This is a genomic window from Collinsella aerofaciens ATCC 25986, from assembly GCF_010509075.1.
In the GTDB taxonomy this organism is placed as follows: Bacteria; Actinomycetota; Coriobacteriia; order Coriobacteriales; family Coriobacteriaceae; genus Collinsella; species Collinsella aerofaciens.
The window spans coordinates 618,648-632,415 of sequence record NZ_CP048433.1; the positions used below are offsets into that span (position 1 = coordinate 618,648).

Consider the following 13,768-nt stretch of genomic DNA (forward strand, 5'->3'; position numbering starts at 1 on the left):
CTTAGTTACTGGAAAGGAAGCTACATGCGCACAGCAAACACGCACAAAAACATGGCACGCTGCGCTGCTACGGCAACCCTCGCTTGTGTTTTGGGCTTGGGCCTCGCGGCTCCTGCCTACGCCGATACCGCATCCGACCTTGCCGCTGCTCGTACGAAGCTCGAGCAGATCGGTACCCAAACCCAGCAGATTTACGATGAGCTCGCCACGCAGACGCAGGCACTCGATCAGACTGCTGGCGAGATCACGCAAAAGCAGCAGGAGATCGCCGATGGTCAGGCCAAACTCTCGACCTATGTCGCCGGCGAGTACAAAACCGGCGGTCTGAGCCTGCTTCAGGTTCTGACGGGTGTCGATGATCTGAGCGATATGCTCAACCGTTTGTTCTACTACGGCAAAGTTTCCGATAAGCAAGCTCAGACCATTCAAGAGGTCAAAGAGCTTAAGCAGCAGCTCACCGATAAGCAGGCCGAGCAGGAGAAGAACGTCGCCACCACGCAAAAGAAGGTTGACGAGCTTAACGCCCAGCAGGCTGAAGCCCAGAACGTCGTAAACTCCCTGGATTCGCAGCTGCAAGCCGAGCTTGCCGCAGAGGCCGAGGCCAACGCCGCGCTGCAGGCCGGCATCAACGCCAGCACCGCCGAGAAGGCCACGGTGAGCAACGAGACTGCCGGTACGACCGAGAAGACCAACAACGGTGGCCAGACCAGCAATAACAACAACCAGGGCGGCAACACTCCGGCTCCTACGCCGGCACCTGCTCCGACGCCGCAGCCCTCCACACCTGCTCCGGCTCCGACGCCTTCTGCTCCGAGCCAGTCCGTCGATGGCGGTTCTGTTGTCTCGCGTGCATACAGCAAGCTTGGTTGCGCCTATTCCTGGGGCGGAATTGGCCCGAACAGCTTCGACTGCTCTGGTTTTGTAAGCTATTGCCTTACTGGTCGCTATTGCCGCCTGGGCACCACGGGCACCTTTATGGGCTGGACGCGTGTGTCCGATCCGCAGCCCGGTGACGTTGTAGTCAACTCGTACCACACCGGCATTTACATCGGTGGTGGTCAGATGATTCATGCTTCCGACTACAACACGGGTGTTATCATCAGCTCCGTTGCCGCCGGCATGAACAACAACTACATTTTCGTGCGCTACTAAGTATTCAGATAAAGCAAACGGATATGGACCTCGTGGCTTTGAGTCATGGGGTCCATTCTTTTGCCTTTAGTGCAGTCCGCTATCTAGTTTTGAATACTAGATAGCGGCCCAATCGGTCTGCAAGATGGTTATAATTGAATGGGAACGATTAGAAAGGACCCTCTATGAGCTGGGCACTTATCTCCGATTCAAGCTGTAACCTCCGCGATTGGCAACCGACCGCGCCCCATACCACCTTTGCATTTGCGCCCCTCAAAATTCGAGTGGGGGAGCATGAATTCGTCGATGACCTTTCGCTCGATGTTCATGAGCTCAACTGCGCTGTTCAGGCGGAGACGAACGCTTCTTCGAGCGCTTGTCCCAGCGTAGGGGAGTGGGCCGAGCTCTTCAAATTGGCAGACAAGACCATCTGCATGCCGATCTCTGAGGGCGTGTCGGGCAGCTACAACGCGGCAGCCACGGCTCGCGATATGGTTCTTGCCGAGGAGCCCGACCGACAGATTCATCTAGTCAATTCACGCGCAGCTGGCGGCAAAATGGACCTCATTTTCTTGCTGTTCGACCGCTATCTTGCAAGCAATCCGAATGTCTCATTCGAGGATGCTTGCGCATACTTCGATAGCCTTGAACAGAACAGCAAAATCCTCTTCAGTTTGTGCAATTACGAAAACCTCGCCAAAGCCGGACGTATCCCTAAGGCAGCCGGCGTCATTGCCAACAAGCTCAATATCCGCATTTTGGGCACGGCGAGTGAGGCCGGTAAAATCGAACTCGTCGGGCACACGCGTGGCGAAAAGAAGATGCTCAACAAGATTATCGACACTATGGAAGCCGAGGGCTTTACGGGCGGTGAGGTCATCATCGATCACGTTGAGAACGAAGCTGGAGCCCAGGCGCTTGCTGATCGCATAGTCGAACATTGGCCCGGCTCCAAGACCATCATCATGCCCTGCAGCGGCCTGGATTCCTATTACGCCGAGATGCACGGCCTCATCATCGGCTACGGCATGGGCGTAGCTTCAGGCAAATAAAGTCCAACCAAGCAAAATACGGGCGGGACAAAGCGACAGATGGCTCTTTGTCCCGCCCGTTTTATACGTCGGCTAGCTATTAAACCCGTTGAACTTGAGATAGCTCATCAAGTAAGCCTTCGAAACGAAGGAGGAAACCGCACTGCGCACAAGCAGCGACTCACGCGTTACCTGATGCGCCGTATCGGGAACCGGCGTCTGCTCGACAGAAAACGCCGAACGAATCGATGCCTCAAGCTGATCGACCACATAGTCGAAGGCCGTCGGGGCATCGTAGCTCAAACGCTGAATGTTAAAGAGTGCCTGCACCGCAGCAATAGGTAGCACCTGCTTAAAGATGCAGATAGCGATCAGGCGGGCAATTTGCTCGCGGCCATATTGCTTTTTGACCGGAGCAGGCACCAGGCCAACCTTTACGTAGTTATTGATCATCGATGGCGTAATGATAGGCTGCTCAACGCAAAGGGACAGCGGCTCCATCCACAGCGCGACATACTCAATGACCTGGTCGCGGTAGAGCGTCACATTGGGCAACTGGTCATAGCGCGGCAGACTCAACGTATTGAGTTTGCGTACGATATCGGACTGAATAAATGCATCGGGCAGCACAGTGGGCTGAATATCCTCAGGCTTAATGCTAACCGATGTATCGGACATCGGGATAACGCGTTTGGCGTGGTTCATAAGGATCCTCCGTTCATTTATATATTGTATTCTACGTTATCTAGTTTTGCATACCACATAGTCGCCAAGTAAAAGTGGTTGGACAGCACATTGATACACCGTCCAACCACTTTGTTAAAAGATAACAACCTTACATAAGATATATTATCGTACTTATCAATGGAGAAATGCATATGCGCTGGTTGCCGCTATGGCTCCGTCAGAAACGGCGGTCACAACCTGGCGTAAACGCTTGGAACGGATATCACCAGCGGCAAATAAACCTGGCGTGCGGGTCGCCATGGATTCATCAGTCAGAATGCCGCCATCAGGCGCCAGATCGACTAGATGCTCAACAAGCTCGGTATGGGGTTGCGTCCCGGTAAAGACAAAGATGCCAAACGAGCCAGGCTCAAATGACTCGGTATGAGTCTCACCGGATGCATTGTCCTTAAAGGTGATCGTCGTTGGCATGGCTTCGCCCGAGAGCTCCACAATACTAGTTTGGTACCTAACTGTAATATTGTCCTTTTCGATCACCTTCCGAACAACACCATCAGGCGCACGGAACTGGTCGCGGCGCAGCACGATGGTCACACTGCTGGCAATATCTGACAGGAACAGCGCCTCTTCGCATGCCGAATTGCCACCACCGATTATAAAGACCTGTTTGCCGCGGAAGAACATGCCGTCACATGTTGCGCAATATGAAACGCCACGACCTCGATAGGTATCCTCGCCAGCGAAACCTGCCGGTCGAGGCGTTGCACCCATACAAGCGATAACGCTCGAGGCCAGCGAATCGCCCATATCGTGATGCACCGTAAACAGCGCTGCATCGGCATCGTAGTCGACGCCTGTCACCATACTCCATTCAACCTGAGCCCCCAAGCCTTCAGCATGTTGTTGGAACCGCTCGCCAAGTTCAGCACCGCTCAGCAGCGGAATGCCAGGATAATTCTCAACCTCGTTGGTCGTGGCGATCTGTCCGCCCGACATGCCCTGCTCAAAGACAGTCGTCGTTAGGTTGGCGCGCGCCGCATAAATGGCGCCAGCATAGCCCGCGGGGCCGCCGCCGATAATCGCAACATCGATTGACTGATCGGTAGTCATGAAGAATCCTCTCGTCGAAACGTTGTCGTTCTTTGCGCTCATACCCAAATTTACGTAAACATGACACTCATGCACTACAATGATAAATCGCGTAACAAAGCTGAAGGGGAGTTATCGATGGATCAAACGCAGACGGGCAATAGCGCTCCCCTGCCCATGCAAGCCACTCCCCAACCGGAGCAAATGACCGTTTTACCTGCACAAAAACCCCTAGTAACCATTGTGCACGCATCGGTTGGATCGGGCCACAAAGCCGCCGCCAACGCGATTGCACAAGCATTTGACCTTATCCGCGGCACCAAGGGAATCCCTGAGGATATTGAAATTGAAGTGCTCGATATCCTTGATTTTGGACGTATTAAATTCGACGGCAATAAGACCGCGGCTTCTTTTACGGGAGCCACACGCCCCATTTACGACCTGACCTGGCGATATACGCTTACGGGACATCTTCTCTGGGGTGGCGGCACGGCATGGTCGCGAATTATGTTCCCCGCCTTCAACGAATATATTCGTCGCCGCAGGCCTATAGCCGTGGTCGCAACGCACATCACAGCAGCCAATGTTGCCGTGGGCGCCCGCGTAATTACGGGTATCGATTATCCGGTCATCTGCGTACCAACAGATTACGAAGTCGAAGGCTTTTGGCCCCACAAGGACACCGACCTGTTCTGCGTGGCCAACGAGTTTATGGCCGAAACGCTGCGCCCGCGCAAGGTTCCCGAGTCAAAGATCCGCATAACGGGCATCCCCATCCGAGCCGGTTTCGATACCGATTACAAACGCGAGGATGAGCTGAGCAAGTTCAATCTCCCCATAGACAAAACCGTCGTATTGGTGATGGCCGGCGCCAGTTTGCCCCAACCATACGTGCGTTTCCGTGCCGCGATGGACCACACGCTCCCCTTCTTACGCAGCTTTGAAGACATGCACTTTGTCTTTTTACCGGGCAAGGATAAGGAATACGCCGCCCGACTCAAGACGCTCTTCGACGCCATGAAGCTCGACAACGTCACGGTTCTGGACTACGTGGACGACATGGCGGCCCTCATGCACGGCTGTGACCTGGCAATCCTCAAATCGGGCGGGCTCACCGTCACCGAGTGTCTGTGCGCGCATCTGCCGATGATCCTGCTGGGCAAGTCCTATGGCCAGGAAAAGGCCAACACCACGATGCTCACCGGCATGGGCGCCAGCATGCACGTCACCACCGCACGAGAACTCATCGTGACGCTTCGTCACCTGCACGACCACCCTGAGTCGCTCAAAGCGCTACTCATCAACGGCGAAGTCCTGCGCCGTCCACGCGCAGCCGAAGACATAGCCATCGCAACCATGGAGCTCGTAGGCAAACCCCAAAAGCGCAAACGAGCCTTCTGCCGCTTCTACTGGGGCGGAAAACCCGCGCATATCCGCTAGTCGAATGTCCGCCGCTCTGTCGGAGCCGCCCTTATATCATTCCATGCTCAAACATTCTCGCTTCGCTGCGCTCGCTGCGAAACTGCGCGTGGAACGATATGGGTGAGTCCCGGACGAGAGGCTTCCTGCTTGAAAACAAATTGCAATCCGACTAGAAAGCCGGTGCGACAAAGGAGAAACTCCCTTGTCGCACCGGCTTACAAATCGATTAATGCTATCAGCTTCCAGCGAAGAGGCACGGTAGTTACAAGCATGCAAACGTAGCTCACCCGTGGGAGGGCCCTATATATCGTCCCACGCGCAGTTTCGCAGCGCAGCGAGAATGTTTGAGCATGGGATGATATATAGGGTCCTCCCACGGGTGAGCGGACGGAAGCAACTAGGCGACGCCGGAGGAGCCGAAGCCTCCGTTGCCTCGGTCGGTTTCGTCTAGTTCTTGTACTTCTACGAGGTTGACCGTGGGGACTTCTTGGATGACGAGTTGGGCTATGCGGTCACCTTTATTGATTTGGATGTTGTTGGAGGGATCCAGGTTGATGATGATAACCTTGAGTTCTCCTCGGTAGTGGGCGTCGATGAGGCCCGGCGTGTTGACTATAGACAGGCCCTGCTTGATGGCCAAGCCGCTTCGGGGCTGCACGAAGCCGGCGTAGCCATCGGGCAAGGCGATGGCCAGCCCAGTAGAGACCAGACGGCGTTCGAAGGGCTTCAGGACGCAGTCCTCGTTGGAGCGCAGATCCAAGCCGGCATCGGTGGGATGGGCGTATTTGGGAAGTTCGACGGTGGGGTCGAGACGCTTTATGTTGACGGTAATGTTGGACATGGAATCACCTTAGCTTGTCGAGCTCTTGCAGAAACTCATCAACGTCTTTGAAATCGCGGTAGACCGAGGCAAAGCGGATGTACGCCACCTTGTCGATCTTGGCCAAGCGTTTGAGCACCATGTCACCCAACTCATGGGACGTGACGGCCGTCAGCGTACGAGAACGCAGCTCGACCTCGATATCGTCGATAATCTCATTGAGCTTCTTAGTGTCGATATCACGCTTGATGGTGGCGCGCATCAAGCCGACGAGCAGCTTATTGCGATCGAACCGCTGCTTGGTTCCGTCCGACTTAATGACCTCAATTGGGTCTTCGCATCGCTCGAACGTTGTAAAGCGGTAGTTACACGAGCAACATTCGCGACGGCGCTTAATGGTGTTATTTGACTCCTGCATACGGGAATCAACGACGCGGGTATGTGCCTTGCCGCATTTGGGACAGCGCATGGTACCTCCTCTTAAACGATAACAAGGGTACCATGCGCAGCGCGATAATGATTACGAACGAGCAGGAACCTTAAGATGCGCACCGGCGGCGAGCGAACCATGCTCCAGATGATTGACGTTACGGATCATGTCGGAAGTCTCTTGCGTGGAAAGGCCTTCGATTGGATATTCCTCGGCAAGCGACCAAAGAGAATCACCAGGCTGAACGCGAATGGTCTCGTAGGTAACGCTGGAAACGGACTCGGCATACGCGGCGTGACGAGCGCTAAAGACCGACATAGCGAGGACAAAGAAGAGCGTGAGCGCAACGGCGACGGCAACAATCGTCGGAACCTTCAGGGCAACGCGGGCCGGCGCGACTGCAGCCTGCTGATTGCAAGCAGGATTTACGGTCAAAGGCTGAAAGCCGGAGCGGCCACCCTGAACAACCGTAAAAGTGGGTTCTGCAGGCGTCTCGAGCTTAAGGGCGAGGTTTCCCTGGACCATATTCGTTGCGTTCATCATGTTCTCCTCTCGCGTGTTTTGCTGAGAACAGTTTTATCAAGCCGCGCGGACAAAAAAGTCTAGCGCGAGAACGAATGTTCGGTTATTATTATCTTCGAACAGTTGTTCCTGTCAAGCAAAATTCGAACATTTGTTTGACATGGGTAGAGAGGATGCCCTGATGGCTCGCAAAATTACCAAGCGTCAGCAGCAAATTTACGACTTCATCAAGGAATATCAGCAGGAGAAGGGTTATCCGCCCAGCGTGCGCGAGATGGCTTCTGCCGTGGGCCTTTCCTCCCCCAGCACCGTGCACGCCCATCTATCTGCTCTGGAGGCGCGCGGGCTACTCAAGCGCGATGCCACCAAACCGCGCGCCCTGGAACTCTTTAACGAGGACGGTTCCTCGGTCTCAATTTCTAAATCTGACGAGCCCACCGCACCTCGCGGAACGGTCTCGCTACCGCTCGTTGGTCGCGTCGCGGCTGGGATTCCCATTCTGGCCGAGCAGAATATCGAAGACACTTTTACTATCCCGACCGAAATCGCCACCGATCAGGGTTCCTTTATCCTTGAGGTACATGGGAGCTCAATGATCAATGTCGGCATCTTCAATGGCGATTACATCATCGTCCGTGAACAAAAGAGTGCCATGAACGGCGAAATTGTCGTGGCCATGATTGATGGTTCAGCGACCGTCAAGACGTTCTACAAGGAGCAGGGACGCGTACGCCTGCAGCCCGAGAATGACACCATGGAGCCTATCTATGCAACGAATCCCGTTATCTTGGGCAAAGTCGTCGGCTTGATGCGCCGGTTCTCGTAATGCAAAAACGCATCACCATCTTTGATACCGTCCGCGGGTTTACGATGATTTCAATGGCAGGTTTTCACGCTTGCTACGATCTCGCCTACCTGTACGACTGGGATATGCCCTGGTTTACCCAGACCGTCTTTCAAGACATCTGGCGCGCCAGCATCAGCTGGGTATTTTTGTTTATCGCGGGTTGGATGTGCACCCTTTCGCGCAACAATATCAAACGTGCCGCCAAATACGCCTTAGCAGCACTCGTCGTCTGGCTGGCAACAACACTTGTCTCAGTCGACGATTCGGTTAATTTTGGCATCATCTACTGCATGGCCGCATGTACCGGCATCGTGGCGTTGACCGATCCCGTCCTTAAGAAGATTTCGGCGAGATGGGGCATGTCCCTATGCCTTGTGTTGTTCGCCCTCACCTGGAGCATCCCCAAAACGACCTACCCTGTCCCATACCTGGCGTGGCTAGGATTTCCGAGCCCTGGATTTATCTCAGGTGATTACTACCCCATCATCCCGTTTATCTTTATGTATCTTGCAGGATACTTCGCCGCACACATAGCGCAGGGAATCGATAAGACCGTCCCAAGCTGGGCCTACGCCAATCCCATCCCGGCGCTCGCCAGCCTTGGACGTCACGCACTCCCCTTTTATCTACTGCATCAGCCCATTATTCTGGGCTTTTTGGAGCTCGTCTACTCGGTGTGATAACGCTTGAGCCGCGGCGCGATACGAGCCGGCAGCTTCGCAACAATACGAACGCCGCCCTCAAGATATTCCTCGTGCAAAAGGGTTCCCTGTTCATGCACCAGCGTGATGAGAGCGCCCTCGCGATACGGGATATCAGCAGAGAGCAACACATCGGTGGCAGCCGCCTCACGAGCAATACGGTCGACGAGATCGTCGAGTCCCTCGCCCGTCTGGGCCGAGAACAGCACGGCCTCGGGATAGCGACGACGGAAACTCAATCGATCAACGCTATCGAGAAGATCGATTTTATTGAATACCGTAAGCGTCAAACGCTCGCCGGCACCGATCTCGTCAAGAACGCGATCGACTGCCTCGAGCTGGCGCTCGTAGTCCTCGTCAGAGGCATCCACAACTTTAAGGATCAGATCGGCACCAAGAACCTCAGACAGCGTCGATTTAAAGGCATCGACCAGACCATGCGGCAGCTTTTGAATAAAGCCGACGGTATCAGTAATCGTCATGCCGCGACCGCCGGGCAGGCGATACGAACGCGTCGTCGGGTCGAGCGTAGCAAACAGCTTGTCCTGCGAAAGTACCGTAGAGCCGGTCAGGCGATTGAGCAACGTCGATTTACCGGCATTGGTATAACCGGCTAACGCGACGCGAAACGCCGGTGACTCAATGCGGCTCTTGGACTGGACATCGCGACGCTGTTCAACCTGCTTGAGCTCACGACGAAGCGCGGCAATCTTATTGCGAATCAAGCGACGGTCAACCTCGAGCTGGCTTTCACCCTGGCCAAAGCGCGAACCGATGCCGCCGCGCGTCTGCTCCTTGGCAAGATGGCTCCACATGCCACGCAGACGAGGCAACAGATATTGAAGCTGCGCCAGCTGTACCTGTAGGCGTCCCTCACGCGTCTGAGCATGCAGGCCAAAGATATCCAAGATCAGTGCTGTACGATCGATAATCTTTACCGGCTCGCCCACGGCTTTCTCCAAATAGGATTGCTGCGAGGGCGTCAGGTCGTCGTCAAAAATAACGACATCGGCATCCATGCGATGCACCAGGCCGCACAGCTCTTCAACCTTACCGGAACCGATAAACGATTTTGGATACGGCTTAACCAGACGCTGTGACAAACGCGCCACGCACTGGGCGCCAGCCGTATGGGCCAGGCGCTCAAGCTCGTCAAGCGAACGATCGAGCGGCCATGCATTGTCGCGCCACTCAACACCAACTAATATGGCACGCTCGGGCTCGGGTGCCGTGGGAACAAGGGGGAAACGGGCCATTAGGCAGCCTCAATACGATGCAGGATGTCCTCAACGACCTTATCGATCGTAAACTCGTCCATATCAAACCACACGATACGGTCATCGCGCTTAAACCACGAAAGCTGACGCTTGGCATAACGACGCGAACGCATCTTAATGAGCTCGCGAGCCTCATCCATGCTCATCACGCCATTAAAAGCATCGATAATCTCTTTATAGCCAATTGCCTGCATCGACGTCAGGGCATCTCCCAGCCCCTGGTCCATCAGACCGCGAACCTCATCGACAAGACCCTGTTCAAACATCAGATCGACACGTAGGTTAATGCGCTCGTAGAGAACCTCGCGATTACGCGTCAGACCAAACCATAGAGCATGATAATGCTCGCGCGGAACACTAAACTGACTTTTTTGCTGTGCATAGGAGATACCATCATCGTGCATTTCGAGCGCACGAATCACGCGGCGAACATTATGGGGGTGGATGACCGCAGCGGACTCGGGGTCACGCTCGGCAAGCAGGGCATGCAGTTCTTCCTCACCAATACGCTCGGCAAGCTCCTGATAGCCCGCACGGCGATCGTCCTCAAGTTCGCCCGAGGGAAAGTCCATCTCATCGAGGGCGGCCTTGAGATACAGCCCCGTACCTCCGCAAAAAACCGGCAGGCAACCCGAACCAAGGAGACGTTCAACATGCGCGCGAGCGTCAGCCTGATAAAGCGCAGCAGAATATGCCACACCCGGCTCTACAATGTCGACGAGACGCAGCGGCGCCGTACACTCATCGGGCGCCATCTTTGCGGTACCGATGTCCATGCCGCGATAGATTTGCATCGCATCGCACGACAGCACTTCGGACGAAAGACGAGCGGCCAAACGGTCGGCAACATCACTCTTACCAACCGCCGTCGGACCGACGATCGCGACGGCGGAAAGACCTGCCCCGGGAGAAACCATTAGCGCGGCTCGCCCACAACGGAGCCGGACAAATACCAGGTCTTGGCAACGTCAACGTCAACATCAACGATCTTGCCAACAAGCTGATCGATGCTGTAGCCCTCGGGGATGGGCGCATGAACGGTCTGATTCTTAGGACTCTTGCCCAGCAGGACCGCGTCGTTCTTTTTACTCGTTCCCTCAATGAGCGCCGGAACCACAGTATGAAGCTCACCCTGGTTATACTCGTGTGCCGTGGTCTCGATAACCTTAACCAGGCGGTTGAAACGCTCGAGAATAACCTCATGCGGCGTAGGATCGTCAATCTCTGCGGCCGGGGTACCGGCGCGCTTGGAATAAATGAAGGTATAGGCCTGGGCATAGCGAACCGTCTCGGCAAGCGAGAGCGTCTGCTCAAAGTCTTCTTCAGTCTCGCCCGGGAAGCCAACGATAATGTCGGTCGAGAGTGCGATATCGGGCATACGGTTGCGAATGCGATCGACCAGGCCCAAATAGTCCTCGCGTGTATAACGGCGATTCATCTCTTTGAGGATCCGCGTCGAACCTGACTGGACGGCCAGGTGCAGCTGCGGCATAACAGCAGGCGTCTCGGCCATGGCGTCGATGGTCTCGGGCAGCAGATCCTTGGGATGCGAAGACGTAAAGAAGATGCGCTCCACACCCGTATCGCCCACGGCACGCAGCAGATCGGCAAAACGCGGCTTGCCAAACAGATCGCGACCATATGAGTTAACGTTTTGGCCCAGCAGCGTAATCTCACGCACGCCCTGGCGCACCAAACCGGTCACCTCGTCGACAATCTCCTCGAAGGGGCGGCTCTTTTCGCGACCGCGCACGTACGGCACGATGCAATAGGTGCAGAAATTATTGCAGCCCGTCATGATGGGCACCCAGGCGTGATACTGGGTCTCGCGATGCCACGGCATGCTCATGGCATCCGTATCCTCATGCTCATTGGTGCGGATATGACGCTTACCATCAAGGAACGCCTCGGCAATGAGCTCGGCCACATGTGCGATGGAATGCGTGCCAAAGATGACATTGACGTTATCGACGTTGGTGAGCAGGCCCTCGCCATCGCGCTGCGCGATGCAACCACCAACGGCAACCACGCGCTTGCCCGAAGGCGAAGGCGGCAGGCTTTTGCAGGAATTGCACTGACCGTACAGGCGAGTATCGGCGGCCTCGCGCACGCAGCATGTCATGAAGACAACGATATCGGCATGCGCGGGATCGAGCGCCATGAGGCAGCCATACGAATCAAGCAGACCGCTCACACGCTCGGAGTCGTGCTGATTCATCTGGCAGCCAAAGGTGCGGATAAAGTAGGTTTTACCGGCAAGAATATCGCGTACGGAACGCTGGTCCATGTGCATAAGTCCTAACGATGGGGAGCGAAACAAGGCAAGCAGAAGCTATGCCACAGGCTTAACATCATCCATGACGACGTTATCCATAGCAGCTCGATTGATCTGGTGAACGTAGATAGAAAGGCGGATGGCCGTGCGCGACTCCCCGTTAATGAGGATGTCGGAGAACACGGGCGCGCAGGAAATATCAAAACCGGTTGGAATCAAAAAACCGCGCGCGATAGCCACGGCCTTAATGGCCTGGTTGACCGCACCGGCGCCGACACACTGGATGTTGACGGGTACACCATCCTTGACCATGCCGGCGATGGCGCCGGCAACGGACGCGGGCGATGATTTGCTTGATACCTTCAGGCAATCCATGAAGAAACTCCTGCGTTTAAAAGTACGTTTTAACTGCAATAACTGTATCGTACCGAGTGGACTCGGTAAAGGCACTATTCCTCTTTGGCAAGATCGAAGGTCACAGTGATTCGATCACGCGAAACACGAATCTTTGGGTCGCCGCAAAGGTTGAGATAGTACCGGGCGGCAAGGTCATTAAAGTCCCGCTCCACAGCACGCGAAAACTGTGCCATGTCATCCTTGGCAATACGTAGCCCGCGACGATCCTTCGCGAGATCGACAGGAGCCGGCGCATGCGAGGAAGAATCACGCTCGCGCAGCAGACGCGCAGTCACACCGCGAACGGGCTTAATCTGCCCTGCCAAAATGCGATGTGCCGTGCGCTCGGACATCTCAAGACCCAAACCCGAGCAGATACGGATAAAGTCCTCGGCATCGGAGGCAAGGCCTAAACGATCGACAACCGGAAGCTCGCTCTCGTCGTCAATGAACAGGAGACGAGACGTATCGAGCCGACTTGACGCCTGAGCATAAAGGGTCGCGGCAATCTCAGACGGAGAACCAAGATAGACATCGCAACCACGCAACTCCTCGAGCGCAAACTCACAAGCAGCGCGAATAATATTATGCGGACCGCGAGCACAGACATAACGTCCGTCCTCATCCTTGACGGCCTGGGGCCAGCTGGACTGATCGGCACGCTCGCTGAGGCGGTCGGCTGCAACGCTCACCTTAAAGGCTGAACCAAGATCGACGCCGGACGTGACCACACGGGCCTCGTCGGTGTTCTGCTTGATCGAAAACAATGCCATGCCACGACCGTGAACGCCCCAACGGTCCATCTTCATGCTCTCAAGCTTGGAGGTAACGCGGGCATCGAAGATTCGCTCTTGCATATCCTGCGGAACGCCCGAACCGTTATCCAGAAAGACAAGCGTGCGAACGCCATCTTCCTTGGTCGTAGCGAGATAGACTTTGTCGGCGCCGGCATCGCGAGCATTACGGAGCATTTCGATGACGATATCCTCGACATGCTGAATGTCGTGCTTTGCCTGGCGCCGCTCGGCCTCCGAAACGCGGAGGCGGACATACCCCTCGCCAAGGTTCTCCTCGACGCGAAGGTTGCCCTCCCCCGACATCGACGCGATAAATGAGATGAGCTCGTTCGCGTCGCTCATG

At 55.4% G+C, this 13,768-nt stretch carries 15 protein-coding genes; 5 read left to right on the forward strand and 10 right to left on the reverse strand.

Annotation, left to right across the window (positions count from 1 at the left end; translation table 11 throughout):
• Positions 1-24 precede the first annotated feature (24 nt).
• Together GXM19_RS02880 and GXM19_RS02885 are read left to right on the forward strand one after the other, a co-directional pair.
• A complete protein-coding gene (locus tag GXM19_RS02880; protein WP_203572376.1) occupies positions 25-1,152 on the forward strand; it encodes a coiled-coil domain-containing protein in 1,128 nt (375 codons plus the stop codon).
• 164 nt (positions 1,153-1,316) lie between these two features.
• A complete protein-coding gene (locus tag GXM19_RS02885; protein ID WP_006235997.1) occupies positions 1,317-2,183 on the forward strand; it encodes a DegV family protein in 867 nt (288 codons plus the stop codon).
• A 72-nt stretch (positions 2,184-2,255) separates the two neighbouring features.
• On the opposite strand, the gene GXM19_RS02890 is transcribed toward GXM19_RS02885, so the two are convergent.
• Both GXM19_RS02890 and GXM19_RS02895 read right to left on the reverse strand, forming a co-directional pair.
• A complete protein-coding gene (locus tag GXM19_RS02890; protein ID WP_006235996.1) occupies positions 2,256-2,867 on the reverse strand; it encodes a DUF1836 domain-containing protein in 612 nt (203 codons plus the stop codon).
• Positions 2,868-3,023: 156 nt separating this feature from the next.
• Positions 3,024-3,959: an NAD(P)/FAD-dependent oxidoreductase gene (locus GXM19_RS02895; RefSeq protein WP_040359863.1), complete on the reverse strand. Its 936-nt coding sequence runs from the start codon at positions 3,957-3,959 to the stop codon at positions 3,024-3,026.
• A 69-nt stretch (positions 3,960-4,028) separates the two neighbouring features.
• Here GXM19_RS02895 and GXM19_RS02900 point away from each other — a divergent pair, with 69 nt between their 5' ends.
• Complete coding sequence (locus tag GXM19_RS02900; RefSeq protein ID WP_239057645.1) at positions 4,029-5,378, forward strand: MGDG synthase family glycosyltransferase; 1,350 nt, start codon at positions 4,029-4,031, stop codon at positions 5,376-5,378.
• A gap of 379 nt (positions 5,379-5,757) precedes the next feature.
• Here GXM19_RS02900 and dut read toward each other — a convergent pair whose 3' ends face one another.
• The 3 genes from dut to GXM19_RS02915 are packed head-to-tail and all read right to left on the reverse strand — an operon-like array spanning position 5,758 to position 7,150.
• Positions 5,758-6,201: a dUTP diphosphatase gene (dut, locus tag GXM19_RS02905; protein ID WP_006235992.1), complete on the reverse strand. Its 444-nt coding sequence runs from the start codon at positions 6,199-6,201 to the stop codon at positions 5,758-5,760.
• Between the two features lie 4 nt (positions 6,202-6,205).
• Positions 6,206-6,649 carry a transcriptional regulator NrdR gene (gene nrdR, locus GXM19_RS02910; RefSeq protein ID WP_022093781.1) on the reverse strand — a complete coding sequence of 148 codons (444 nt, stop codon included), beginning with the start codon at positions 6,647-6,649 and terminating at the stop codon, positions 6,206-6,208.
• Positions 6,650-6,700: 51 nt separating this feature from the next.
• Positions 6,701-7,150 (reverse strand): LysM peptidoglycan-binding domain-containing protein, encoded by a 450-nt coding sequence (locus GXM19_RS02915; RefSeq protein ID WP_050766178.1) that lies wholly within the window; start codon positions 7,148-7,150, stop codon positions 6,701-6,703.
• A 163-nt stretch (positions 7,151-7,313) separates the two neighbouring features.
• Between GXM19_RS02915 and lexA the strand changes: the two genes are divergently transcribed.
• Together lexA and GXM19_RS02925 are read left to right on the forward strand one after the other, a co-directional pair.
• Positions 7,314-7,958, forward strand: coding sequence for a transcriptional repressor LexA (gene lexA, locus GXM19_RS02920; RefSeq protein ID WP_040359862.1), 645 nt, complete (start codon positions 7,314-7,316; stop codon positions 7,956-7,958).
• Positions 7,958-8,659: a heparan-alpha-glucosaminide N-acetyltransferase gene (locus tag GXM19_RS02925; protein WP_006235987.1), complete on the forward strand. Its 702-nt coding sequence runs from the start codon at positions 7,958-7,960 to the stop codon at positions 8,657-8,659. The genes lexA and GXM19_RS02925 overlap by 1 nt, the downstream gene beginning before the upstream one ends.
• Here GXM19_RS02925 and hflX read toward each other — a convergent pair.
• The 5 genes from hflX to GXM19_RS02950 form a co-directional block, all read right to left on the reverse strand.
• A complete protein-coding gene (gene hflX / locus GXM19_RS02930; RefSeq protein ID WP_006235986.1) occupies positions 8,647-9,936 on the reverse strand; it encodes a GTPase HflX in 1,290 nt (429 codons plus the stop codon). The genes GXM19_RS02925 and hflX overlap by 13 nt on opposite strands.
• Positions 9,936-10,874 (reverse strand): tRNA (adenosine(37)-N6)-dimethylallyltransferase MiaA, encoded by a 939-nt coding sequence (miaA, locus tag GXM19_RS02935; RefSeq protein WP_115596192.1) that lies wholly within the window; start codon positions 10,872-10,874, stop codon positions 9,936-9,938. The genes hflX and miaA overlap by 1 nt, the downstream gene beginning before the upstream one ends.
• On the reverse strand, positions 10,874-12,244 hold the full coding sequence (gene miaB, locus GXM19_RS02940) for a tRNA (N6-isopentenyl adenosine(37)-C2)-methylthiotransferase MiaB (RefSeq protein ID WP_022094691.1): 1,371 nt from the start codon (positions 12,242-12,244) through the stop codon (positions 10,874-10,876). The genes miaA and miaB overlap by 1 nt, the downstream gene beginning before the upstream one ends.
• Positions 12,245-12,289: 45 nt before the next feature.
• A complete protein-coding gene (locus tag GXM19_RS02945) occupies positions 12,290-12,607 on the reverse strand; it encodes a stage V sporulation protein S (RefSeq protein WP_006235982.1) in 318 nt (105 codons plus the stop codon).
• Positions 12,608-12,681: 74 nt separating this feature from the next.
• The gene (locus tag GXM19_RS02950; protein ID WP_006235981.1) at positions 12,682-13,767 is read right to left on the reverse strand and encodes an ATP-binding protein; all 1,086 of its coding nucleotides are present in this window, start codon (positions 13,765-13,767) and stop codon (positions 12,682-12,684) included.
• Position 13,768 lies beyond the last annotated feature (1 nt).

What these genes read in the sequence shown, in the direction of transcription:
- nrdR (WP_022093781.1), bottom strand. Translation starts at nt 6,649, where the DNA reads ATGCGCTGTCCCAAATGCGGCAAGGCACATACCCGCGTCGTTGATTCC.
- miaA (WP_115596192.1), bottom strand. Translation starts at nt 10,874, where the DNA reads ATGGTTTCTCCCGGGGCAGGTCTTTCCGCCGTCGCGATCGTCGGTCCG.
- GXM19_RS02915 (WP_050766178.1), bottom strand. Translation starts at nt 7,150, where the DNA reads ATGAACGCAACGAATATGGTCCAGGGAAACCTCGCCCTTAAGCTCGAG.
- GXM19_RS02880 (WP_203572376.1), top strand. Translation starts at nt 25, where the DNA reads ATGCGCACAGCAAACACGCACAAAAACATGGCACGCTGCGCTGCTACG.
- dut (WP_006235992.1), bottom strand. Translation starts at nt 6,201, where the DNA reads ATGTCCAACATTACCGTCAACATAAAGCGTCTCGACCCCACCGTCGAA.
- GXM19_RS02885 (WP_006235997.1), top strand. Translation starts at nt 1,317, where the DNA reads ATGAGCTGGGCACTTATCTCCGATTCAAGCTGTAACCTCCGCGATTGG.
- GXM19_RS02925 (WP_006235987.1), top strand. Translation starts at nt 7,958, where the DNA reads ATGCAAAAACGCATCACCATCTTTGATACCGTCCGCGGGTTTACGATG.
- GXM19_RS02890 (WP_006235996.1), bottom strand. Translation starts at nt 2,867, where the DNA reads ATGAACCACGCCAAACGCGTTATCCCGATGTCCGATACATCGGTTAGC.
- lexA (WP_040359862.1), top strand. Translation starts at nt 7,314, where the DNA reads ATGGCTCGCAAAATTACCAAGCGTCAGCAGCAAATTTACGACTTCATC.
- GXM19_RS02950 (WP_006235981.1), bottom strand. Translation starts at nt 13,767, where the DNA reads ATGAGCGACGCGAACGAGCTCATCTCATTTATCGCGTCGATGTCGGGG.
- hflX (WP_006235986.1), bottom strand. Translation starts at nt 9,936, where the DNA reads ATGGCCCGTTTCCCCCTTGTTCCCACGGCACCCGAGCCCGAGCGTGCC.
- GXM19_RS02895 (WP_040359863.1), bottom strand. Translation starts at nt 3,959, where the DNA reads ATGACTACCGATCAGTCAATCGATGTTGCGATTATCGGCGGCGGCCCC.
- GXM19_RS02945 (WP_006235982.1), bottom strand. Translation starts at nt 12,607, where the DNA reads ATGGATTGCCTGAAGGTATCAAGCAAATCATCGCCCGCGTCCGTTGCC.
- miaB (WP_022094691.1), bottom strand. Translation starts at nt 12,244, where the DNA reads ATGGACCAGCGTTCCGTACGCGATATTCTTGCCGGTAAAACCTACTTT.
- GXM19_RS02900 (WP_239057645.1), top strand. Translation starts at nt 4,029, where the DNA reads ATGCACTACAATGATAAATCGCGTAACAAAGCTGAAGGGGAGTTATCG.